Source organism: Haloterrigena sp. KLK7 (genome assembly GCF_037914945.1).
Classification (GTDB): Archaea; Halobacteriota; Halobacteria; order Halobacteriales; family Natrialbaceae; genus Haloterrigena; species Haloterrigena salinisoli.
Window position 1 is genome coordinate 33,200 of the sequence record NZ_CP149788.1, and the last position, 24,428, is coordinate 57,627.

Consider the following 24,428-nt stretch of genomic DNA (forward strand, 5'->3'; position numbering starts at 1 on the left):
CGTAGCAATTCGTCACGATATCTATATACGCTCACGATTGTGAGTATCGCGTAACCAATGAGGACGTCGGCCGAGCGTGAGGTGGAACGAGGGATTCGATACGCACTGCTGGTGGTGGGCCTCGTCGGAATCCGACGGCGGAACCCGGGGGCGGTCGTGAACGCCGTCGCCGCCGCCATCGGCACGTACCTCCCCGATTTCGCTGAACGGCTGTACGACGTCGAACTCCGGCCGTGGCAGCGCGTGTACGTCGATACCGCAATGGTCACCCACGCCGTCGGAATGCTGGGCCCGTATGACGACGTCGAGTGGTGGGATCATCTCACGCACACCCACTCCGCGACGATTCTGGGTGCCGTCGTCTTCGCGATCAGCCGGCGGCGGGGACGTGATCCCGGTCCGCGAGTCGTCGCCGTCGTCGCGGGTCTCGGTGTGCTGTGGGAACTCCTCGAGTACGCTATTCACACCGCGGCCGATCGCTCCGGTCTCGAACCGATTCTCGTCACGTACGGGCGGACCGACACCGTCCTCGATCTCGTCTTCGATCTGGTCGGCGCCGTACTCGTGGTCGCGTTCGGCGATCGCGTCCTCGGTGACGTCGAACCGGGCGACGCGTAGATCGGTTCCGGTGGGACAGGGCTTTTCCACGTCCGCGTCTTCGGTTCTACAACGAGTGATACAGTCGTGACCCCCTCTTTCGAACCCACCTCGCCGGCCGATGTCTACGCGAGATTCACGGACGCGGTCTTCGCGCTCGACGCGGAGTGGCGCGTCACGTACATAGAGGAGAAAGCCGAGCGAGTTCTCGAGGGGACCGAGGCGGAACTGCTCGGAACGAAGCTCTGGGAGGCGATTCCCGACGCACTGGTCCCGTCGTTTCGAAGCCGGTTCGAACGCGCGATGGACGACCAGGAGTCCGTGACGTTCGAGGCGTACCACTCCCCGCTCGACGCCTGGTTCGAGGTGCGAGCCGTCCCCTCCGAGACGGGGCTGTCCGTCGCCCTGCACGACATCACTGACGACGTCCACCGACAGAAGGAACTCGAGCACCGCGAGGAGGCCCTGCGGCGCGCGTACGAGATCATCGCCGAGCCCGACCGACCGTTCATCGAACAGATCGACGATCTCCTGGAAGTTGTTCGAGAGACGGTCGGAACGGACTACGCGACATTCTCGTGCGTGGACGGCGACGACTACGTCTTCGAAGCGATCGATGTCCCGGCTGACGTCGAACTCGAGGCCGGGGCGACGGTTCCCGTCGACGAGTTGCCCAACTGCAAACACGTCGTCGAGACCGAACAGACGCTCGTCCTCAGGGACGTCGAGGCGCAGGCCCCGGAGTTCGCGGACCCGGAGTGGGGGATCGCCTGCTACCTCGGCGCGCCGGTCTTCTCCGGCGAGGACGCCTACGGGACGTTTTGCTTCTACGGGACGGAGGCCCGATCCGAGGAGTTCTCCGACTGGGAAGTCACGTTCGTCGAACTCCTGAGCAGTTGGGTGAGTTCGAGGCTCGCACAGCGGGAGCGCGAACGGTTCTTACACGACGCCAAATCGAGACTCGAGGCGGCGACCGAAGCCGGCGCCGTCGGCACCTGGGAGTGGTCGATTCCCGACGACGAGATAGCTACGGGCGACTCTTTCGCAGAGACGTTCGGCGTCGATCCCGAGGCCGCCCGCGAGGGCGAGCCGCTCGAGCGATTCCTCTCGACGATCCACGAGGACGACCGGGATCGAGTGGAGGAGAAAATCGAGGCGGCCCTCGACTCCTGTGGCGAGTTCGAAGCCGAGTATCGCGTCCGGAACGCCGACGACGAGCTCCGGTGGGTGTCCGCTCGCGGACACGTCAGGTGCGACGAGGACGGGAATCCGGTCAAGTTCCCCGGCGCGCTCACCGATATCACGACGCGAAAGCGGGCCGCGGCGGAGCTCGAAGCGTCGAACGAGCGGCTCGAGCAGTTCGCCTACGCCGCCAGCCACGACCTCCAGGAACCGTTACGGATGGTCTCGAGCTACCTGCAACTCATCGAGGACCGGTACGCGGACGAACTCGACGCGGAGTGCGAGGAGTTCATCGACTACGCGGTCGACGGTGCCGAGCGCATGCGGGCGATGATCGATAGCCTGCTCGAGTACTCGCGAATCGAGACGCGGGGCGACCCGTTCGAACCCGTCGATCTCGAGGCCGTCGTCGATGACGTCCGAACGGACTGTCAGCTTCAGATCGGGGGGAGCGGCGCCGAGATCACGACCGAGGACCTCCCCACCGTCGTCGGGGACGCCGACCAGCTCCGGCAGTTGTTCCAGAATCTGCTGGACAACGCGATCGAATACAGCGGCGACGAACCGCCTCGCGTCGAACTCTCGGTGACACGCGACGGATCGGAGTGGATCGTCTCAGTGCGTGACGAGGGAATCGGCGTCGACCCCGACGATCAACAGCGGATCTTCGAGGTGTTTCAGCGACTCCATACGCACGACGAGCACGCCGGCACGGGAATCGGACTCGCGCTCTGTGAGCGCATCGTCGAACGCCACGGCGGCGAGATCTGGCTCGAGTCCGAACCCGGCGAGGGATCGACGTTCTCGGTCACCCTGCCGGCGGCGGACGACCGCGCGGTGGAGGGGTCCGATCGCGGCGAGCAGCACTGATCTCGGAGACTCGTTGTTCGATCGCTCGTCGGTGACTCGAACGCACTTTCCTACTGATATCGTTCTGCCATCCAAACTATCGCGTATTCGGGAGACACCGACGGTTCACATCGCCCGTCCGCGGTTCGTGACGTAGATTCCGAGTAGCACGACGGCGCCGCCGAGAACCGTCACGGCTTCCGGAACCTCACCGAGCAACGCGAGCGCGAGGATCGTGCTCCCGACGGGCTCGCCCAGTAACGAGACGCTCACGACGCTCGACTCGACGTACTTCAGCGCCCAGTTGATGACCGTGTGGCCGAACATGCCCGGGAACAGGGCCATCGCGAGGAAGAGGACCCATTCCGTCTGCGGATAGCCGAGGAGCGGCGCATCGGTCCCGACGGCGAGGAAGCCGAGGGCGGCGGCACACACGGCGTAGACGACGAACGTGTAGGCGAACAGCGGAAGCCGCTGGCGGAGTGAGCGGCCCGAAAGCGTATAGACGGCACCGACGACCGCGCCGGCGAGCGCGAGGGCGTTGCCGTAGAGTTGGGTCGCGCTCCCCGCGAACGCGGTCCCGAGCGCCGCGACGATGTCGCCGCCGCCGAGTAGCGGGTCGACGACGAGCGGCCCCACCGACATACAGAACGCGCCCGCGAGCGCGACGGCCATCCCGCCGATCATCCGCGGGGTGAGTCGCTCGTCGAGGAGCGCCGCCGCGGCGACGCCGACGAATATCGGCTGGGTAGTGATCAGCGTCACCGACGCGGCCACCGTGGTCAACTCCAGACTCTCGAAAAAGCTCGCGAAGTGGGCGGCCAGCGCCAGTCCCGAGACGACCGCGAAGACGAGGTCGCGCCTCGAGATCGCTCGGAGGGCGTCGGCGTCGCGGAGCGCGAACGGCGCGACGGCGACCGCCATGAACAGCACGCGGTAGAACGCCTTCACGACGCTCGGCGCACCGCTCCACCGGACGAGGATCGCACTCGTACTGATGGCGGCGATCGCGACGGCGACGCCGATCATCGGGTCAACCCGCTCTTCCAGCGATGTCGTCCACTGATTCATACCGGGATTCAACGAACTGAAACAGTTCTCTCGTATCGAATTCTTCCGCGGGTAGAAATATTCTGTCGAATCCGACCGATCAGTTCACGGGATTGATACTCACTGTCGTTCGGTCTGTTGCACGGCATCGCCTTCGTTCCACTCGAGTTCGACGGCTGGGGCGGGATCACCGTCGCCGCGAGCGACACGATGCCGGTCGGCGTCCGTCCGAGTTCCGCTACGGTTGCCGGTCGAATCGCTCCGTCCGGCCAACATTCATACCTCGGGTCGTTGCTATCGGAACTATGTCGCCGTCCCCGCCGACCGAGACCGACGGGGAGAGACTCGGTGACCGCTCGTTGGCGGGCGTTCCGATCGAACTGTATCCGATCGCACTCCTCGCTGCTGCGCTCCGGCTGTTTCGGCTGGAGTCCGAGAGTTACTGGGTCGACGAAGTCGTCTCGGTGACGATCGTCACGTCGAACACGCCGTCCGAACTCCTGATCAGCGTCCCGGGGAACGATCCCCATCCGCCGTTCTACTATCTCCTCCTGTCCGGCTGGTCGGCGCTCTTCGGAACGAGCGAACTGGCCACGCGACTGCTGTCGGCCCTCGTCGGAATCGCCACCGTCGTCGTCCTCTACGGGGTCGGTCGACGGCTCTTCGACAGGGAAGTCGGAGCGATCGCGGCGGTGCTCGTCGCCGTCTCACCGTTCCACGTCTGGTACTCCCAGGAGGTGCGAATGTACAATCTGCTCGCGCTGCTGACCGCGCTCTCGCTCTACTGGTTCGTGCGAATACAGGCGGAGAGATCGACCGACGAGAGCGGCGTTCGGGACGATATCGGGTACGTCGTCTCCACGATCCTCCTCGGGTACACGCACGTCTTCGGGCTGTTCGCGATACTCGCCCAGAACGCGTACGTCTTCTCTCGGCCGCTGGTCCGGACCGTTCCCCGGTCGCGACTGACACTCCGCCGCTGGATCGCCCTCGAGGGAATAACCGCATTGCTCCTCCTCCCGTGGTTGGTGCGGTTGCTCCGCCGGACGGTGGCGGCCGGCGGCGGCGATGCGGGCAACGTCTCCTGGATTCCGCTGCCGACCGCCGAGACCGTCAGAGAGACGTTCGCCGCGTACCTCGGCGGCCACCTGTTCGGCGAATCGTACCCGCTGTTCGTCTCGCTCGTCGTCGCGGGCTGTCTGGTGCTCGCGCTCTCGAGCGCCCGAGACGCGGTGACGGCGATCGGCCGGGGTGCGACGACAGAGGCCGACCGGGGCGTGACGGAGACCGACCGGGAGAATCCATCGATAAACGCCGTGTACGTGGTCCTCCTCTGGTTCGTCGTGCCGGTGCTCGTTCCGATCGCCCTCTCGCACGTCGTCACGCCGATCTTCGTGGACCGCTACTCGATCGGGGCGTCGCTGGCGTTTTTCCTCCTGATCGCGGTCGGCGTGCGGACGCTCTCCCGCCCGTCGCTTCGGTACGTCGTCGTCGGGGTGCTCCTCGTCGGCCTCGTCGCGCCCCTCCCAACGTACTATCAGGACGACCAGAAAGAGCAGTGGCGGGCGGCCGCCGCCGACGTCGAGTCGAACGTCGACGGCGACGACGTCGTCCTCGTGAGCAGACCGTTCACCGAGCGGACGTTCGGCTACTACTTCGACGCGGCGGACGTGCCCACGGTTCGGATCCCGCCCGACGCGTCGGCCGACGAAATCAGGTCGTCCGTCGACGGACGCGACGACGTCTGGATCGTGCTCTCGTACACCGATTCGTCGACGAATCAGCGGATCGTCGACGCCGTGGCGAGCCGCGACGACTACCGCGGCCCCGTCGAGGTGAACCGGTACAACGGCATCGCCGTGGTCCAGCTCGAGCGAACATCGAACGGCGGCTAGACCTGCCGCCGGCGGCCCGCTCGTCGATCACGCTCGCTCGAGTCCGAACGCGCCGAATCCTAGCCGCGATCGGTTCGACTCGGCCACCCGTCGCACTGTCGCCTATCCAGTCGGTCGTCGGTCATCGCGATCCACCGCACCTCGTTCCAGCTCAGCCGGTAGTGACAGGTCTCCGGTTTCGCCTGCTCCCAGTAGATCGTCTGCATCGACGGGACGTTCCCGTCGCCCGGCGTTATCGGCAGGGACTCCCCCTCCGGCTCGGCCGCCTCCTGTCGCGTCTGGAGCGTCGACTGCGAGGCCGGTGAGCCGAAGTGCCAGGCGAGACCCGAGAGAACGAGCAGCGCGATCACCGCGACGGCGGCGACCGCCGTCCACCGGCGGACGGAACGGGACGCGTCGTCATTGCGTCGATTCGTCGTCACCGATCCTCCCACGGTCACGCGTTCTACCGCGACGGCGACGCCGAGTGCGACGAAGGCGAGCCAGAGGAACGCGTCCGTCGAACCGTCCAGATCGACGAACAGCACCTGGAAGGCGAGCAGCAAACCGCCCGCCGGAATCCACCACCGCTCTCGGACGTCGCTGACGGCGGCGCGCGCCCAGCCGTAGAGCGCGACCGGGACGAGCAGCGACCCGTAGCCGAACACTAGCAGTATCGTGTAGACGCGCTCGGCCAGGGTGTACGACGATCCGGCGGTCAGCGGGGCGACCACCGTCTGGACGACCATGGGAACGAGCCCCTCCGTGGCCGCGAACGCGAGGACGACGGCACCGGTCACGACGCCGCCGCCCGCGATCGCCCTGAGCGCGCCCTTGGCGCCGGTTCGCTGATACGCTATCCCGACGATCAGCATCGCAAAAACCGCCCCGGACTGCCACGACCCGGCGCTCAGCGCCGCGGCGGTGCCGGCGAGGAACGGCCGGTCGCGGAGCGCCAGTGCGAGCGCGAGGACGCCGAAAAACAGCGCATAGAACTGTGCCCGGACGCCTTCCGGGGAGAGGAGGAAGAGCTCCGGCACGACGAGCATCGCGAGACCGGCGGCGATCGCCGCTGCGTCGTCCCCGGTCACGTGGCGGGCGATCCAGGCGACGAGCAGGACGCTCGCGGCTGCGATGAGCGTCGTGAGCGTCGCTCCGAGGCCATGCAGCACGAGCATGTTCCCGCCCGAGAGGGCGGCGAGCACGGCCGCGATTCCGAACGGAACGGGCGGGTTCACGTCCCAGACGTCGACGTACGGAACGCCGCCCTTGAGGACGTACCAGCCCGTGTGCTGGAAGAACGCCGGGTCGGTCGCGATCGTCGGCCAGTCGACGAGCAGGTGCCTACCGAACCCGGCGACGAACAGGACGACAACGATCGGTCCGAGGACGGCGAGCCACGTACTGCGAGACAGCAACCGTGACCGAGGGGGCATCTCAGATCCGCTGTGAGATCTTCTTCGCGACGGCGAGGGCGCCCTGGTCCCACGCGACGCGGTGGTCGAGGCCGCTCTCGTCGGTCTCCTCGTCGGCCTCGTAGTTCTCGAGGTACCACTCGTAGGTCTCCACGAGCGCCTCCCGGTTGGAGTACTCGGGTTCCCAGCCGAGGTCCGTCAGCTTCTCGACGGAGACGTAGGAGTCCTCGTGGGCAGTCTCGTAGACCCACGGATACAGCGGGGAGAGGTTCAGTTCGTCCAGCACGCGGAGGACCGCGACCGTGAGAAAGGCGGGCGTCCCGATGGTGCGTTTCCCCGTCCCCGCGTAGTCGATCGGGGCCTGGAAGTCCTCCTTCATCGTGCCGAACTCGTCGGTCCCGACGTTGAACGTGTCGTTGACCGCGTCCTCGTCTTCGGTGAGCAGCAGTTCGATGGCGGTGACGAGGTCGCGGACGTGCAACAGCTGGTAGCGGTTGTTCCCCCAGCCGACGAGCGGGACGTTGGCGCCGTCCTCGATCCAGTCGAACAGCACCTGAAACACGCCGAGTCGTTTCGGGCCGATGAACGTCTTCGGGCGAACGATCGGGACGCACATCCCCATGCGGCGGAAGTCCTGACAGACCTTCTCGGCCTCGATCTTGGCCTCGCCGTATGCGCCGACTCCGTCTAGCGGCGACTCCTCGGTGATGGGATGCGTGTCGTGGGTCCCGTACACCGCCGTCGAGGAGACGTAACAGATCCGCTCGACGTCGGCGTCGTTCGCCGCCCAGAGCACGTTCCGCGTTCCGTCGATGGTCGTCTCTCGGATACGGTCGTCGTCCCACAGTGGGAGCGCGGCCGCCGTGTGCACCACCGCGGTGGCATCGCTCTCCTCGAGTGCATCGGCGACGGACGCCTCGCTTCGAACGTCGCCTTCGACGAAGTCGATTCCGTCCGTATCGTCTTCCGGCTCGAACGGCTTGAGATCGAACGCGGTGACGTCCCATCCCTGATCACGGAAGTACTGGCACGCGTGCAGGCCGAGGAATCCAGTCCCCCCGGTGACGAGAAGCGAGCCGTTCGAGTCGTCGCTGGCACGCTCACTATCGCTCATCGTGATATCACGCTGAACGTCGATACGATGGGTCAATAGTGTACCGAGGTGTATCGAATCCGTACAGTCTCGAGTCGATTGAAACCGAGACATCCAGCGCGTGATATATGATGTGTGGGAGTCACAGGCAAGCCGGGACTTTTTGCCGTCATGTGAAGTCGAAGAGACAGATGGCCCGCGCCTACACCGACAGGCGTCGGTTCGTGGGGACCGTCTCTGGACTGGTAAAGGAGATGCGGCCCTGGCAGTGGTACAAGCAGGGCATCCTGCTTCTGGGGCTCGTCTTCTCCAAGAGTCTGTTCGATCCGGTCGCCGTCACGAACGTCGTCCTCGGAATCGTCGCCTTCTGTGCCGTCGCGGGCGCGACGTACATCGGCAACGATATCCTCGACGTCGAGGAGGACCGCAACCACCCGCGGAAGAAACACCGACCGATCGCCAGCGGGCAGGTGCCGGTCTCCGTGGCGGTGACGTTCGCGGCCCTGCTGTTCGTCGGCGGGCTCGGCCTCTCCTGGCACCTCGGCCCGCTGTTCCTCCTCGTCGTTAGCACGTACCTCGCACAGAACGCGCTCTACTCCGCGGTTCTGAAGGAAATCGTCATCGTTGACGTGATGGTCATCGCCATCGGATTCGTCCTGCGGGCCGTCGCCGGCGTCGTCGCCATCGACGTCTACCTGAGCCCCTGGCTCGTCGTCTGTACGTTCCTCGGGGCGCTGATGCTCGCGCTCGGCAAGCGCCGCCACGAGATGATCGTCAGCGACGATCCGGCCGCGTCGCGCGCGACCCTCGCCGAGTACACCGAGGAGACGCTCGACCAGTTGCTCGTCACCGTGCTCGCCGCGCTGGTCGTCTCCTACTCGCTCTACACGTTCTTCCGCGGCGGACTGTGGATGATGACCACGCTCCCCTTCGCCTTCTTCGCGGCCTTTCGCTACCACTTCCTCGCCCACACGCGGAATCTGGGCGGTGACCCGAAGTTCCTCTTCGGCGACCCCCCGTTTTTCGTCAACCTCGTCCTCTGGGGGCTCCTCGTCATCGCGGTCCTTTACGGGGTTCCGCCGCGACTCCTCGAGGTGATCGCGTGACCGTTTCACTCCACACCGAACCGAGATGACCGTCTCACCCCGCTCCGCACCAAGCCTACCATGACACGACGATACGATCTCCAGGTCCACACGAACGCCTCGCCCTGCTCGAGCACGCCCCCGGAACGCGTGGCCGAAGCGGCGGCCGACGCCGGACTCGACGGCATCGCCGTCACGGACCACGACACACTCGCCAACGTCGACGCCGTTCGGGACGCCGCGCCGGCCGATCTCGAGGTGATCGCCGGCGTCGAAGTGACGACGACCGAGGGCCACCTGCTGGCCCTCGACGTGACGGAGGCGCCGCCCCGAACGGATCCGCTGACGGTGATCGACCGCGTCCACGAACAGGGCGGCGTCGCCGTCCTCTCGCATCCGTTCGACACGCTCCGACAGTACTACAAGACGGACCTCGAGGCTCTCGCCGATGTCGTCGACGGGATCGAAGCGATGAACTCCCGCTGCGTCCGCCGCCGGTTCAACGACCGGGCGGCGTCGTTCGCGGCCGCCCACGACCTCCCAACGACCGGCGGGAGCGACGCCCACTTCCCGATGGAGGTCGACCGCGCCTACACGGTCGTCGAGGGCGGCGGGTCGCTCGTTGACGCCGTCCGCGAGGGACGCGTGCGGCCGGGCGGTCGCGGACGCTACCTCTCGGGGCACGTCGCGACGAAACTCCACCAGTTTCGCACCGCCTCCAGTCGCGCCGTCGGGATCCTCACGTCAGGGCGATTCCCGTGACGACGAGCGGCGAGGCCGGTGGAATCGGGGGGACCGTCGTCGATCGGTGCCGGCGGGTCGTCCGCGACCACGGCGTCTGGCTGACGGCACTGCTCTCGGTCGCCGTCTTCCTCGGCCTCGCCGCCTACGCGGACGTCGGCGACGTGACGAGCGCGCTCGCCACGCTGCGCTGGCGGACGTTCGGGGCCGTCATCGGCCTGACGACCGTCGGCTACGGCTTCCGCTTCGCCAAGTGGCACTACTACCTCCGGCGCCTCGAGGTGGACGTGCCGCTCGACGCGAGCGCGATCACCTTCTTCAGCGGCCTGATGATGGTCGTCACGCCGGGGAAGGCCGGCGAGGTCTGGAAGGCGTGGTTCCTCCGGGACAAACGGGGCGTCCCCGCGAGCAAGACCACTTCCGTCGTCGGCGCCGAGCGAATCACTGACCTGATCGCGCTCAGCGCCATGGCCGCACTCGGCCTGCTGGTCTACAGTCGCTCGTCGCTCCCGATCGCTCTCGTCCTCGGCGCCATCGGAGCCGGAATCGGCCTACTCCAGTGGCGACGGGCCTGTCTGGCGGTCCTCAGACGGCTCGAGTCGCTCCCGGTCGTCGGCGAGTACGCGACCGAACTCGAGCAGTTCTACGAGAGCGCGTACCGCCTGTTCCGGCTCCGACCACTGGTCGTCTCGACGCTGTTCAGCCTCGCGGCGTGGGGGTTAGAGGGCGTCGCGCTCTGGCTGGTACTCGACGGGTTCGGCGTCGAAGCCGGACTCGTGATCGGTCTGTTCGTCTTCGGCCTCGGATCGGTCGTCGGCGCGGTGTCGATGCTCCCCGGCGGACTCGCGGCGGCGGAGGCGTCGATGGTCGGCGTGCTGGTCACGTTCGGCTACCCCGAAGCCGTCGCGGCCGCTGCGACGGTCGTGATCCGCGTGGGGACGCTGTGGTACGCCGCGGCGCTCGGCACGGCCGTGTTTCTCACGTACAAGGCGACTCGTACGCCCCAAAAAGAGTGATCGGCGATTCGATTCAGCCAGACGAGACTCAAGAGAGCAACAGTCCAGAAGCGTCCGAAAAGATCAGCCGAGGACGTACTCGAGGGCGGGGTAGCGCTCGATGAGCGTCTGGCCGCCGAGGTCGTAGTTCTCGATGAGTCGGTCCAGGCCGAGGATCCGGCCGGCGCCGAAGGCGGCGACGGCGAGGAACACGAGCATGTACGCGAAGTCACCGTTGATGACGCCGTGCGCGATGTCCCAGTTTCCGAAGTAGAACATGAGCATCATCAGCGCGCCGAAGAACGCCGCGAGGCGGACAAACGCACCGACGAGCAGTCCGAGGCCGATGAACAGCTCGCCCCACGGGACGGCGACGTTCGCGAACTCGACGAACCACGGCGTCGCGGCCATCCAGGTGAACGCGTCCGCCAGCGGGTTGCCGTTGGTCGCCGCGACGTTGGCCAGGTAGCCCCCGGCGCTGAACGGTTCGGCCGCGGTGATCTTGGTGAAACCGGAGTACGCGAAGGCCCAACCCATCATGAGTCGAAGCGAGAGGACGAACCACGCCGACAGGCTGTGGGCGCGGCCGCCGACCGTGTAGCCGCCGATCGTGCTCTCGAAGGTGTTGCGAGCGTCTGGGGAGATTGCGGATGTAGTCATGGTATCGGAAACGAACTTCCTACTTCTATAGAGGTTTGATAACTATATAAAAATATTTGAACACGTGATAGCATGGTTTCTCATAAGTTATACAGATCCTATCCTCGCCGATCGCTTCGCTCGTGTCGTTGTTCCCGTCGCCACGAAAACCGGAGAGGTCGCGAATTCCGCCGTCAGAGACCGAAATAAGCGTCGCGATCGACGACGGTGTATCCTTGAACTGCGAGCGCATCCTCACGGTACCGTTCCGCGAGGAATTGTTGGGGAACGCGTCGCAGTCCGAAGCGCCGGTTCGAGGTATACTCGACGTCGACGATCGTGTGGTCGGTTTCGTCACTGATCGTCGACGTGTACGTCGCCCACGGTTGGTCGTTCACCACGAGCTCTGACTCGACTCGGTACGTTCCGTCCGGTGCAGTCTCCGTCTCCGTCCGAACAGTCACATCGGCGGAGCGGAGGCCGAATAGATACGAGGTCCGGTAGACTGCCGTGCGCTCTCTCGTAATGACCTCGTCTGCGACGCCCCATTGAAAGGCGAGTACGGGCGGCGTCGGACCGCTGAACTTCTCAAGGACCGTTTCCGGACCGTCGTCGGTCCGGAGTCGAACCGTCCCGCGAGACCGAAGAATCGGAGCGCGTGCGATGACGAGCGATACGGCTCCGACGACGATCGCCGGCAGTAGTGAGGTGAGCAGGAACGTCCCGACGTACAGCGATACGACGAGCGCGACGACGAGCGCATTGAGGAACCGCTCGCGTCTGAGATATCGCTTCGCGACGGTGAGAGCCTCGGTCGGTCGTTCGATAGCGTTCGCAGCGGGCATTGCGGAAATCGTCTCTCAGTGGATAATTAGTTCCGTTGAAATCTTCTCCTTCAGATGGGTTCCGAAGCGAAATACCCGTTCGGTGGCCACCACAGAGCCCTCGCAAGCGAGCGAACCGAAGCGGGAGACGAACGCTGCGTCCGTCCGTCAATGCGACAATGATTAAAAATATATCAATGTTCGATTTCACTGGTTTCCAGCGGGATCTGTTGTTCGTGATCGCCGGATTGGAGGCGCCACACGGGCTCGCGGTCGAAGACGAACTCGAGAACTACTGCGAGGAACCGATCCACTGCGGCCGGCTGTATCCGAACCTGGACACGCTCGTCGAGAACGGACTTGTCGACAAGGAGATCAAGGATCGACGAACGAACGCCTACTCGTCACGAGTCGCGGGCGAGACGTACTCTGGGCCCGCCGTGAGTGGGAGGACCAGTACCTCGAGTACGACTGGGTGCTCGAGGAGATGTGAAGGCGATCGTGGCCGATCAGTATCCTCACTCGGGAACCGGGATGAACTCCGGTTCGACCCGTCGCAACCGACCGGTACTCTCGAGAAACGAGTGGAGATCGTCGTAGAGGTCGGTGCCGCCGCCAACGCCGTCCCGCGGACCTCGCAACGTGTACCAGTCGCCGACGAGCGCGCAGAACCGTTCGGCGCGGGTCATCGCCACGTTCAATCGCCGTGGACCGTCGAGCGGACGGTCGAGGAAGCCGACCTCACCGTCGGCGTTGCTTCGGACCAGCGAGATCACGATCGCGACCTTCTCGCTGCCCTGGAAGGAGTCGATCGTGTCCACGGTGACGTCGCGGCCGCGAGCCAACTGTGACGTTAGTTTCGTCCGAACCGCATCGACCTGTGCCGTGTACGGCGTGATGACGCCGATCTCCGAGGCCTCGAGTCCGGCCTCGCTGCGGAGTTCGTCGACGACGTGCGCGACGAGTCGGGCCTCCGCGTCGTTGCGCTTCGAGTGGTCGATCGTCTCCTCGCTGCCGCCGACGTCGTAGCCGACGAGCGTCGGTTGGTCCTCGAGCGCCGCGACGTCGCGGCCCTGCCGCAGCGCCCGGTCGTAGAACCGCCGGTTCGAGAACCAGGCGATGTCGCGGTGCATGCGGTACTGCGTCCGCAACTGGACGCCGACGCCCTCGTAGACGCCGCCGTCGGCGTAGAGGTGCTCGAACAGCGACATCCCGGCCGCCGACTCCGGCGGGTCTTCGGTCGCGCTGAACGGCGGGAGCTGCTTGTGATCGCCCGCGAGGACGACCTTGTTCGCCCTCGCGAGCGGGATGCAGGAGGCGGTACACGTCGCCTGCGTAGCCTCGTCGAGGACGAGCACGTCGAACTCCCGATCGAGGGTGGCCGCGCTGCTGTTCGTCGCGGCGACGACGTCGGCCCGGCCGTCGCAGCTCGCGTACCGTTCGCTGACAACGTCGTTCGACGAGTTGCCGGCGTTGACCCGCCTGAGTGCGAACTCCTCGGCACCGTGCTGCGCGTAGGCGTGGAGCGACCGCTCGTCGTCCGTCTCCGCCGTGCTCGAGCCGGCGACGAGGTTGTCGACCGCCTGGTTCGAGTCGGCACAGACGAGGACGTCGTCGCCGGCCTGAACGGAGCGCCTGACGACTTCGACGAGCGTTCGCGTCTTTCCGGTTCCCGGCGGCCCGTGGATGCAGAACAGGTGATCCGCGAGGAGCGCACAGGAGACCGCGAGCTCCTGCTCCTGATTCAACGCGACGTCCTGTTGGGTGCTCTTGACGCCGGCGGTGTCGCCGAAGGTCACCGCCGTCTCCCCCGTCAGGAGGGCGCGGTGGTCGTCGCGCTCGCGAACGCGCGAGATCGCCTCGAGTTCGCGGTCGTACGGCACGGGATTCAACAGCAGCGTCACCGCGAACCCCCGCCGTTTCTGCCGGAGGTAGCCGCCGACGGTCGACCGGTCCTCGATCGCGTACCAGTCGACGGCCAGACTCACGGTCCGCCCCTCGATCGAATCAACCGTCGCCGCGATCGGGAACGCGTCCGGTGCGTGCTCCGCGTTCGGCGGGTAGAGCAGGACTTCGTTCCCCTCGAAGATGCCGAACTCGCGCTGGACGTACCGGTAGCGATCCTCGGGTCGTTCGTCGCGTCCGTCGTCGGTGTCGATTCTGAACCGGTAGACGCCGTCGTCCGGCCGTCCGAGAGACGAGAGCGAGGGAACGGCGCCGAACCCCTGCTCGCGGAGCGCCGCGGGCGTCGAACCGGCCGCTTTCTCCCGGTTCACGTCGCGTTGCGCGTCCATCTCCGCCCGAACGAACGACTCGAGTTCGTCGAAGAACGAATCCGCGTCGTCGCCGGCGAGCGGGTTCCGAGGCGGCTCGCGTTCGGCGATCGGCGAGTCGAAGTACGACGGCGGATCGTCGGGCGCGTAGTCGGAGTGCCAGAAGCGTACCCGGCCGGCCAGCGTCGACTCGACGAACGCGTCCCGCGCGATCGAATCGTAGTCGTCGCCGCCGTCGTAGACGAAGATCTCGCCGTGCAGCGCGTGCTCGGTGTAGGCGATATACTCGCCCGTCAGCGCGGCGCTGTCGGGTTCGTGAAGCGGAATCGCGATCCAGTCGTCCTTCTCGGGATGGTCGAGTCGGTCGTGGTAGCTCGCGTACTCGACGATGCCGTCGATCGGGACGGGTTCGTCACGCGTCGTCTCGAGATCGTCGCCCGCCGGCGAATAGAGCGTCGCAGCCGAGAGATCGAAGTCGCCGATCGCGCTCTCGAAGAGGAGAGACATGTCGCGCAGATCGAACTACTCGCTCCTAAATCTTCGCGTTGGATCACCACTGGATTCGAAGCGAGATTCGGCGGCTCCTCGTGCGATCAGGGGCAATACCGCGTCTCCGTGGGTGGCTCCCAACGGATGTCACATGCCGATAGTTCGAACGATTCCGACGGTTCGGACGTGTCGAACGAGCTAGCATCCGTCGGGTTTCCGTCGGAAGCACCTCGAGACGACTGCCTGAACGCCATCGCCGCCGCGCGTGAGTAAGCAAAATCTGCGTGACCCGCGGTACGTACAGGTTGTGGAGTGCCCGATTTTGTGCAGTCGAAATCAGATGTAGACGGAGGGAGAAATATTCGGCAGACGATTGGTGGAATACCCTCTCCAGTGTCCCCTTATCTGTCCGGACTGTCGTCTGATCGCCGTTCATCGCTCTTATCGACAGTCTTCGGGAGTCGTTCCTTGACCAAGTATTCCCGGAACCGAAAGAGGAGATAGGAACCCACAGTGAACAGGATCAATTCGAGGATATACAGTTCGAGTAGCTCTATCACGGAGAGCTCACCGAGAACCAGTCCCCCTGCGAGCATCAAGAACCCGATTGTCAATACGAGTATGATCACTGGAGCAAATAGCAATACTACTGAAATTAATAATTTCTCAACTATGTCTGGATTTTCCCTGACCATGTATACAGCCTTGTAACCAGGGACAAAGAGGTATGTCCATTGCGACACAGCTGTCCAATACGCGTCCGTGGTGACTATCCGTAGACAGTGAGAGAATCCAGTCACTCCGACGCACGCTCAAGCGCTAGCGAGTACCCGGAATCGAAAAGAGACGAACCGTTCGTCTCACTCACCGCTGTTTTTCTCTGCTCCGCTTCGAACAGCTGCTCGGTGCGTCTGGACGATCGGATCAACTTCTTCGCTGATCGGTGGCGTCTCCGCGACGTCGAACCCGTTGCGTCGGGTGGCGAGTCGGGCCTTCAAAATCCCAGCCTGATGGGGATGCGAACGCAGCGGTGAACGTATCGGAGCGCGGCTTTTCTGAACGAGGGTCGGGATGGCCCGACGATACGCCTGCGTCTAGTCATCGTCAGAGACGACAGTTCCAGTGTCGGTCGACGTCTGCGTCCAGACGCCGCTGTCAAAGTCGATCGCGTCGTTCCATTTGCCGACGACAGTCGAAACCGCGAGATCGCCAGTTACGTTGTTCATCGTCGCGATGCGACCGAGGATCGGGTCGACGCCAGCGACGAACCCGACTACCGCGAGTGGGAGACCGATCTGGTTGAGTACTACGGTGAGCATAACGATCCCCGCTCCGGGGACGCCGGCGGTACCAATGCTGATGAGTACGACGACGATCAGTACGAGTACTTGCTCGGAGAGCGCGAGTGGTTGCCCGACCACGTTCGCGGCGAATACGACGGTAATCGCCTGTCGGATGGCAGCACCGTCCATATTCGCTGTGGCGCCAACTGGGAGTACGAACGAGTAGATCCGCTCCTTGATGCGGAGGTCTTCTTCGGCGTTGCTCATCGTCACCGGGAGTGTGCCGCTCGAGGTGCGGGTAGCGAAGGCGGTCACCATCGCGTCCTTCGAACCGGTGAGGAACGCGAGCGGTGAGACGTCAGCAACGACGCCCATGAGGAGGAGGAGGTACGTGAACGTGATGTGGACGACGACCGCGATCGCGACGGCGAGCACGAGTTCACCGAGCGACGAGAACACGCCGATTCCCTCGGTGCCGATTCCGGCAGCCATGAGTGCGAATACGCCGATCACACCGTACTCGAGGACACCACGAACGATGACAAACATCGCCTCGGCGCCGATTTCGAACGCCTCGAATACCGAGTCGACACGGTCTGCGAGTTCCTCCTGTTGGGCACGCACATAGGTGAGCGCGATGCCGAAGATGATCACGAAGAAGACGGTTGCGAGCAAGTTCCCTTCCGCCATTGCGGTGATGGGGTTGCTCGGGACGATACCGAGTACGACCTCGGTCAGCGAGGGAGGGGCCTGGGACGAAGCCTCACCGCCGGCGAACTCGACGCCACGGCCAGGTTGAAGGACGTTCGCGACGACGAGTCCGATGATGCCTGCGATGGTGGTCGTTACCGCATAGAGGCCGACAGTCGCTCCACCGATCTTGCCGAGTCGAGCTGGCGATAGCTGACGGATTCCGGTCAGCAGCGTGAAGACGATGATCGGAATCACCAGCATGTTAAGGAGTCGCAGGAAGAGGTCTCCGAGTGGTTCGACGATCGTCATCTGTTCGCCGAATGCGATCCCTGCTGCGGATCCGAGGACGAATGCGAGTGTGATACGATAGATCAACGGCACCGACCGGTACCGCTGCCACACTTGACCGGCTGTTGAGTACACGGCAGAAATCAGGGATCCGTTATTTAAACAGCTGTCCTTGTCACTCTATTTGAAACAGTCTATTATCCGGGTCCGAAGGCCGCGATATCGGCTCCCACTGTCGCCAGTGCGTCGGCGGGGTTCGGGTCGCTGTCGGCCAGATGCGTGTACCGGTGGTCCGGGACGCTCGACAGTGCCGCCGCGACGGCCTCGCTGTACGTCTCGACGCCCGGCTCCGTCGGGTCATCGCCACCCCAGACGTCTCGGATGACCGTCATCGAATCGATGCGCACTTCCAGCCTGCGTGGCTCGTAGCGAGCCAACAGTTCGGCGAGCCCGAGCTGGAGGGCGACGTACTCGGCGGTGTTGTTCCCCGTCCGGGAGCCGACGGGTCGGCCGAGACGGGCGAGCTGGTCCTCCGCAGCGTCCATGATGACAGCGCCCGCACCTGCGGGTCCGGGGTTACCGCGTGAACTGCCGTCGACGTAGAGGACGAACGCGTCGCTCGTCGGCTCAGGAACGGATGGCCGGGTGAGTCCCGACTCCAGCAGGCCCTCGAGCGCGCGACGCAACTCGTCCGGAGTGGTCGCGGGGTCGAAGAGACCGCCGTAGCCGGGGACAGCGTCGTCGATGGCGTCGATGGCGGCCGCCACCTCGTAGCCGACGCCCGCGAGTACCTCCTCGACGAGCGCGGCGAGCGGCGAGAGGTGTTCGACCGGCAGGGGTTCGTCGGTCACGTCACTTCCCCCGTCGGACTTCGGTTTCGGGCCCTCACATCCTCGCTCCCGGATGATCTCGTTGGCTGGTCGCACAACTGCATATCGGTCCTCGGTGGTCGAGCGGGATAATCTCTTCAGGTGACACCGGAGCGGCGCAAGCCGCGAGTCAGTGAGCGAGCGGGCCGACGACCGACCCGGAGAGCGCGGCGCGAAGGGCCGCGAATAGGCGAGCGGCGGAGTCGATCGAAAGGCGCGAAGCGCCTTTCGTGACTGAGCGGAGCAAAGCTCCGCGAGGTCGTCGGCGCTTCGCGCCGACTGCTTGAGGGACCGGAGGTCCCTCGCTGTCCGCGAAACTGAAGGGTTCGCTTGATGACGAGAGAGCGAACCTCTCTCGAACCACCGCGAGCCGAGGGGAGGGAGGAATGCTTTTAATCGACATTTTGCCGACCGAGCGAAGCGAGGAAGCGCAGAGAAAAATGTTGGTCTGCTTATCGAACGAGGGAAACGACCCTCAGAGTGGAATAACTGCCACGAGAACCTTCGCGTAGATCACCATTGCGAGGAGCGCGAACGGGTAGGTGTTTCCGTATCCTGCAGCCACCTCGTCGGAGTCGGTGGCGTCGATAGCCGCGGCGAGTCCCTTCGTGTCCGTGTGTCCGCCGGTGATACCGCCCGCGGCGTGGATCCAGTCCATCTCCCAAACGACCCTGGTGAGAACCAGTCCACCGATGATAGCGACGATACTGTTGAGTCCGGCGGTCACGACGATTTCGACGCCGTACTCCGCGATGGTCTCGATCAGTCCCGCCCCGGCGTCGATCCCGACCACGGCGAGGAACATCGCAAGCGTGAAGGCCCGAATCTCAGAGAGGATCGTCGTTTCCATGCGCATATTGACCGGCCCGACCGTGCCGAGATACCCGAGGACGAGGGCGGTGATGAGCACGCCACCGGTCGTCCCGAGGGTAATCACGCCAATCGGTCCCATCGGGATCGGAATGCTCCCGAGCACCGACCCCGCGACCAGCACGAGCGCGAATCCGAGCACACTAAAGGTGATCACCTCGATATCGGCCGCCTCCTCGCCGATATCACGTATCTTCTCGGAGAATTGCCGTTTCTCGTCGTCAATATCCATACCGCTCACCCTCGGGTAGAGCTGTTGGAACATCACGATGACGAGTACCCCGACTACGTAACCGACGGAGTGCCCGATCTGGTACTGCTGAGCGGCCGCCTCGGGGAGTGCCTCGACCGCCGACCCGAGGCCGGGACTGCTCGTCAGTGCCCCCGAGAACGAGCCCATGATCAGGCCCGTCGACGCATCTGGGAACACGAGGACCACCCACACGTAGGTGAGGACCACGGCGATCGTCGGCATCAGAACCGAAATGACGATGAAGTTGAGTCCGTACGTCTTGACAGTCCCTTCGATCTCGTGAGCGGCGATCAGTCCGACTGCGGCGACGAACAGGGCGAGCGTTAGCCCCGAGTACGCATCCGGAACCGTGAAGCCGAAATGACCGAGTACTAACCCCGCAAACAGCGGCCCCGCGACGCCGAACTTGATTCCACGGCCGAAATCGATTCGGCCGAACGCCATCCCAACGACGACCGCGAGGAACATCACGAATACGCCGCTTCCGAGGAGAGTATCAATGACCGCCATTAGACTTTCACTCCCACGGAACGGTACTGCGGTTCGTTTGTGTCCTGCTCATCACGCCGCCGGCGTGGTATCAGTACACTTATCATCTTGGCAAGCAGCTTTCATTCATCGGACGTCCCCACTCCGAACGTATGCAACACTTTCCCGTCCGACAAATCGGTTGTCACAATTGTCGGTTCGGGGCCCCAAGGAGTATCGTTTATTCGAATTCCCAGAAACCAGTAATCACACTGTAAATTGCTTGACTGATTGGTGCCGCTGTACCGACCAGATCGGACGACCGAATCTGCGGAGATTCGTATAGCCGATCCGCGCGCTGTCTCTCGCACAGTTGTCCGAACAGTTCTTTGTACTGGTAGAGAGTTACTCGTCAGGCGGTATCGTCGCGTCAAATCCGCGTTCTCCCCTCATTGAGTGTGGTAGCCATCGCTATGATCATCTTCGACCGAGAAATCGAGACCCCTTCCTCCGTTACCACTCCTTCTGTGCCGTTCCTTCCGCGATACTATCAGGTATCGTGAAGAAGAACGTCGTCCCCTCGCCGGGGTCGGACTCGACCCAGATACGGCCATCGTGAGTCGTCACGATGCGTTTGCAGATGGCGAGACCGATACCAGTTCCCTCGTACTCGTCAGGAGTGTGGAGGCGGTTGAATACTTCGAAGATGTCGTCTGTTTCCGCTGGGTCTATCCCGATCCCATCGTCGCGGACCGAAAACAGCCACTCGCCGTCTCGTCGCTCGGCGGAGACGTGGACGGTCGGTGGGCCATCGCCTGCATACGTGATGGCGTTATCGAGGAGGTTCTGGAAGAGCTGAATGAGTTGGCGTTCATCGCCGCTCACCGTGGGCAGTTCATCCGACGTGATGGTGGCATCGCTTTCGGCGATTGCCATCTGGAGATTCTCCATCGCCTCCTCGAGGACTGTCTCGCAGTCAATCGGCTCGAAGTCCTTTTCATTGGTATGTATTCGGGAATATTCGAGCAGCGCATCGACCATTTCCCGCATCCGGTCTGCGCCATCGACAGCGAACTCGATGAACTCCTTGGCGTCAGCATCGAGGGTGTCCCCGTAGCGATTTTCGAGTAGCTGGAGATAGCTAGAGACCATCCGTAATGGCTCTTGGAGGTCGTGGGAGGCGGCGTGGGCAAATCGCTTGAGTTCCGCGTTCGAGCGTCTCAGTTGGGCGTTGGTTTGTTCGAGTTTCCGCTCGTACTCTTTGCGCTCGGTGATGTCGCTCGCCATACCGACCCACTCGACGATGTCACCGTCCTCATCCAGCATCGGTACCGCACGCGAGAACGTCCAGCCCAGGCTCCCATCGACCTGCTCTACCTGATGTTCCAGTTCGAAGATGCTCTTGGTCCGGATCGCTTCGTCGATGGCCTCCATGACACGCTCCTGGTCGTCCGGGTGAATGTATCTATCAAGCCAATCCTCGGTCGATTCGCGCGTATCGGCGATGAACTCCTTGCCTTCGAGGTGATGCATTTCGGTCCAATCGGGGCTCATGCGATACACTACGTCCGAGCTAGCGGTGACCAACGCTCGGAATCGCTCCTCGCTCTCCTGAAGCGCCTCCTCGGCCTCCTTGCGCTCGGTGACGTCGCGCGTCGTTCCGGCGACGGCTTCGACTTCCCCCTCCTCGTTGAGTACCGGTGCGAAGATGTAGTCGTAGATTCGGTGGCCGCGCTCGGCGTGTTGGAACGCCACTTCGCCGCGGACGGGTTCTTTCGTTTCCACGACTTGGTCGATCTCGCGTTCGTGCATCTCCGCGTGCCACGGCTCGTAGCCGTTTTCCCGCAGGGTCTTCCCGACGGACTCTTCAAAGGTTTGGCCCCACATCTCCAGCAGTGCGTCGTTAGCGAATATGAAGCGGTAGTCGAGGTCGAACGCGTAGACGAGGTCGGGAGTACTGGAGATGATGGTCTCGTAAAGCCGTCGCTCCTGCTCGGACTCGACGGTCACTTTCGTCATCTCTGCTTCCGTTTCCTTGCGCTCAGTGCTATCAGTATTCGCGGACGACGCCTCGTTTTCGAAGGCGTATGCGATTGTCACTCCTAACTCTGCGAGCGATTCTCGCTCGACTGCGTCAAATCCGTGCGACCGGTCGGTAGCCAGATGTAAGACTCCGTGCAGCGTCTCTTCGTAAACGAGGGGGATGACCGCGCAGGTTCGGTCGTCGTGTTTGTGGGCGCGGTCACGCCGATCCTCGGACGGGGGATCGTCAACGGGATACCGTCCGACTGTGAGCTCCCGCGTTCGCACGGCTTCCTTTGTCAGTTTCGCTCGGGGTGACTCCTCAGTGAGAGTGATTCCAGTGAGCGTATTCTCCGCAATCCCGGCGGAGGCTGACGGAATCACCTCCTCTTTCTCTGGATCATAGCAACCGATCCACGCAAAGGAGTACAACTCCGACGCTGCGAACTGCTCACAAGTGCGTTGTCGTATCTCGTTTTTGGTGATGTTCGGAATCAACGCCCGGGTGACTTCTCCTATCACCTCATTTATAGAATGTCGCTCACCGCGACTCATTGGTGGCGTTATATTGCAGGAAGGGGTTTACCCCTGTCGATTTCTGAAGTTGCGTTCGCTCCGGATTTAAGCGGTCGCGTAGGAGGGCATCGGGGTTATCTCACACTACGCTGACGGGATAGTCTTCCGTGCCAGAGACGCTGACCACAGCTGAAACTCGTCGCGGTCCTCGAACTAGCCGTCGCGTACCGCGCGACGACACTTCTGCTGACCTCGAGCCGCGAGCGCGACGGTTTCCTTTTCCTGTGTCGCTCGCGGTGTTTCGTCCTCGAGTCACCCCACGTACTGAGTGAAAATAGCCGGTAGTCGTTACTCCAGAACAGCGAGCGAATCGAAGGGCCGGAGTACCCGAACCCGGTTCCAGTCGGTGACATCGTCTGGATCGGTGGACGGGCCGTTATCAATCCCGGTGTGACCGTCGGAGGCGACAGCGTCATCGCCCCGGAGCGGTCGTGACCGAAGCGTTCTCGACGGGGTCGTCGTACAGGGAAATCTCGACTGTAGTGAAAGCACTGAGCGAGGACTGATACCACGAGAATCGGAACTCAGCGATCTCCTACCTCTACCGATTCCGGCAGCCTGTTGCCCGATTTGGTTCTACCTCCCTCTGTCTGAGGGAGATGCAGTTAGTTTGAATGCTTTCTACGGGTTTTGTATTCCTCGTAGAACGCCTCGTGTTTGAGTAGTACAAAGCCGAGAAGGATGAGACAGAACCCAACGAGGGTAAGGACGGTAACGTGCTCGTCGAAGAGCATCCAACTGAATACGGTTCCGAATATTGCCGCTCCGTACGTAACGAGGTTGAGTTCGACTGACCCGAGCCGAGGGAGGAGATGAAAGTACAGTAGATACCCGATCGCGCTCACGAATACGCCAAGATAGAGGAGCGCGACGAGTCCTCGCGGAGACACCTGCACGAGCTGTAGAGACTCGTTCGGGCTCACGGAACTGGCGACATGGGTAAGGAGAGCGCCGATAACCATCGCCCACGCGGTCCGCGGAGAGAACGGCATCTCAGCGTTCGCCCATTGAGTGAGGACGCCACCGAGCGCGAATGCAGCGGCGGACAGCAATAAGATCACTTGGCCGATGGTGTCCGCTGCGAGAAGGTTCGCTGGGTCGGGTCGAGTAATCGCCGCAATTCCGACGAACCCGAGGCTAATACCGAGCAACTCGAGTATACCGAATTCCTCTTGTGGGAGAAATATCTTGGCGAAGCCGATCGTTACCACCGGAATCAAGCCGCCGAGGATCGCAGCGATTGCACTCGGAACTGTTTGTTGACCGACGTTCTGGAGGACGCTGTGTCCGGCGAGGGTGAAGATCCCACCAGAGAAAACCGCTATCCAGTCGCGACCATCGCGTGGCCACCAGTAATCGAACGAACGGGAGACGTACAGAAGCAACACGATTGCAGCGAGGTCGAGTCGTAACGCGGCATAAAAGAGCGGCGGAAAATCCTCGAGACCGATCTTTATCGCGGGATACGTGCCGCCCCAGAGGGCCGCTAAGATAACGAAGAAGACGGCGCTCCGATATCGATTGTGGAAGAGAGAATAGCTCATCGTAGCCGGAGGTCGTGCGTCTGTTCCGCCTCAACGACGCGGGAGAACGAAACGGCATAGACTGCGTTATGCCACGTTACGTTCCTGAAATCGACCTCACGTCTCACGTCATCCCTCGCGTCGGGCGTCTTCTTCGGTTCCTCGTGTACGCGGTTGAAAGACTGGCGTCGAATCCGAGGATGGTCGTCTCGTCCGGCGTGCTCCCTTGCTGGCGCGGCCATCGTGTCCAGCGATTCGTTCCGGTCCTATAATCACCCTCCCAACCAAATAATTCTCCCAGAATTTATAATAAATATTATATTGTATACGATGCCCTCAGAGATCTCGGCCCTGCGGCCGTCGATTCCCCCGCCGTTGATCTAGTGATCGGTCGTCTGTACTATCTACTTGTAGCGTGTGATATCCACAGAGAGAAGGAATGAGAGCGATCTCCCCGGGCCAGGAGAGAAATTTCGA

General features: G+C 63.2%; 18 protein-coding genes and 1 pseudogene. 7 read left to right on the forward strand and 12 right to left on the reverse strand.

Translation table 11 applies throughout. The features are described 5' to 3' along the window. Positions 1-57 precede the first annotated feature (57 nt). On the forward strand, positions 58-618 hold the full coding sequence (locus WD430_RS19150) for a hypothetical protein (RefSeq protein WP_339106042.1): 561 nt from the start codon (positions 58-60) through the stop codon (positions 616-618). 66 nt (positions 619-684) lie between these two features. Further along, entirely contained in the window at positions 685-2,649 is a 1,965-nt protein-coding gene (locus WD430_RS19155; RefSeq protein WP_339106043.1) for an ATP-binding protein, read from the forward strand. 105 nt (positions 2,650-2,754) lie between these two features. Here WD430_RS19155 and WD430_RS19160 read toward each other — a convergent pair whose 3' ends face one another. Next, the gene (locus WD430_RS19160; protein WP_407067153.1) at positions 2,755-3,657 is read right to left on the reverse strand and encodes a DMT family transporter; all 903 of its coding nucleotides are present in this window, start codon (positions 3,655-3,657) and stop codon (positions 2,755-2,757) included. Between the two features lie 326 nt (positions 3,658-3,983). On the opposite strand from WD430_RS19160, the gene WD430_RS19165 reads away from it, so the two are divergent. Continuing rightward, the gene (locus WD430_RS19165; protein ID WP_339106046.1) at positions 3,984-5,573 is read left to right on the forward strand and encodes a glycosyltransferase family 39 protein; all 1,590 of its coding nucleotides are present in this window, start codon (positions 3,984-3,986) and stop codon (positions 5,571-5,573) included. 59 nt (positions 5,574-5,632) lie between these two features. Here WD430_RS19165 and WD430_RS19170 read toward each other — a convergent pair whose 3' ends face one another. Together WD430_RS19170 and WD430_RS19175 are read right to left on the reverse strand one after the other, a co-directional pair. Then, positions 5,633-6,988 (reverse strand): DolP-mannose mannosyltransferase, encoded by a 1,356-nt coding sequence (locus WD430_RS19170; RefSeq protein WP_339106047.1) that lies wholly within the window; start codon positions 6,986-6,988, stop codon positions 5,633-5,635. A gap of 1 nt (position 6,989) precedes the next feature. Continuing rightward, positions 6,990-8,081, reverse strand: coding sequence for an NAD-dependent epimerase/dehydratase family protein (locus tag WD430_RS19175; RefSeq protein WP_339106048.1), 1,092 nt, complete (start codon positions 8,079-8,081; stop codon positions 6,990-6,992). A gap of 170 nt (positions 8,082-8,251) precedes the next feature. Between WD430_RS19175 and WD430_RS19180 the strand changes: the two genes are divergently transcribed. From WD430_RS19180 to WD430_RS19190, 3 genes are read left to right on the forward strand one after another with little or no spacing between them, the layout of a single operon-like run. Next, positions 8,252-9,166, forward strand: coding sequence for a decaprenyl-phosphate phosphoribosyltransferase (locus tag WD430_RS19180; protein WP_339106049.1), 915 nt, complete (start codon positions 8,252-8,254; stop codon positions 9,164-9,166). Positions 9,167-9,226: 60 nt separating this feature from the next. Next, on the forward strand, positions 9,227-9,907 hold the full coding sequence (locus WD430_RS19185; RefSeq protein ID WP_339106051.1) for a PHP domain-containing protein: 681 nt from the start codon (positions 9,227-9,229) through the stop codon (positions 9,905-9,907). After that, positions 9,904-10,902 (forward strand): lysylphosphatidylglycerol synthase transmembrane domain-containing protein, encoded by a 999-nt coding sequence (locus tag WD430_RS19190; protein WP_339106052.1) that lies wholly within the window; start codon positions 9,904-9,906, stop codon positions 10,900-10,902. The genes WD430_RS19185 and WD430_RS19190 overlap by 4 nt, the downstream gene beginning before the upstream one ends. A gap of 63 nt (positions 10,903-10,965) precedes the next feature. Here WD430_RS19190 and WD430_RS19195 read toward each other — a convergent pair whose 3' ends face one another. Both WD430_RS19195 and WD430_RS19200 read right to left on the reverse strand, forming a co-directional pair. Further along, positions 10,966-11,541: a DoxX family protein gene (locus WD430_RS19195; protein WP_339106053.1), complete on the reverse strand. Its 576-nt coding sequence runs from the start codon at positions 11,539-11,541 to the stop codon at positions 10,966-10,968. Between the two features lie 173 nt (positions 11,542-11,714). Next, positions 11,715-12,365, reverse strand: coding sequence for a hypothetical protein (locus WD430_RS19200; RefSeq protein WP_339106054.1), 651 nt, complete (start codon positions 12,363-12,365; stop codon positions 11,715-11,717). Between the two features lie 176 nt (positions 12,366-12,541). Here WD430_RS19200 and WD430_RS19205 point away from each other — a divergent pair. Continuing rightward, positions 12,542-12,685 (forward strand): annotated as a pseudogene (locus WD430_RS19205) (PadR family transcriptional regulator); the annotation flags it as partial. A 177-nt stretch (positions 12,686-12,862) separates the two neighbouring features. On the opposite strand, the gene WD430_RS19210 reads toward WD430_RS19205, so the two are convergent. From WD430_RS19210 to WD430_RS19240, 7 genes are all read right to left on the reverse strand, one after another. Then, positions 12,863-15,124, reverse strand: coding sequence for an AAA domain-containing protein (locus WD430_RS19210; protein ID WP_339106055.1), 2,262 nt, complete (start codon positions 15,122-15,124; stop codon positions 12,863-12,865). Between the two features lie 383 nt (positions 15,125-15,507). Continuing rightward, a complete protein-coding gene (locus WD430_RS19215) occupies positions 15,508-15,801 on the reverse strand; it encodes a hypothetical protein (protein WP_339106056.1) in 294 nt (97 codons plus the stop codon). A gap of 399 nt (positions 15,802-16,200) precedes the next feature. Further along, positions 16,201-17,484, reverse strand: a complete 1,284-nt coding sequence (locus WD430_RS19220; protein WP_407067154.1) for a dicarboxylate/amino acid:cation symporter — start codon at positions 17,482-17,484, stop codon at positions 16,201-16,203. Positions 17,485-17,567: 83 nt separating this feature from the next. Then, a complete protein-coding gene (locus WD430_RS19225) occupies positions 17,568-18,221 on the reverse strand; it encodes a ribonuclease HI family protein (protein ID WP_339106059.1) in 654 nt (217 codons plus the stop codon). Between the two features lie 493 nt (positions 18,222-18,714). Beyond that, positions 18,715-19,872, reverse strand: coding sequence for a hypothetical protein (locus tag WD430_RS19230; RefSeq protein WP_339106060.1), 1,158 nt, complete (start codon positions 19,870-19,872; stop codon positions 18,715-18,717). Positions 19,873-20,343: 471 nt separating this feature from the next. Beyond that, on the reverse strand, positions 20,344-22,407 hold the full coding sequence (locus tag WD430_RS19235; protein ID WP_339106061.1) for an ATP-binding protein: 2,064 nt from the start codon (positions 22,405-22,407) through the stop codon (positions 20,344-20,346). A gap of 626 nt (positions 22,408-23,033) precedes the next feature. Beyond that, positions 23,034-23,972, reverse strand: coding sequence for a DMT family transporter (locus WD430_RS19240; protein WP_339106062.1), 939 nt, complete (start codon positions 23,970-23,972; stop codon positions 23,034-23,036). Between the last annotated feature and the right edge of the window lie 456 nt (positions 23,973-24,428).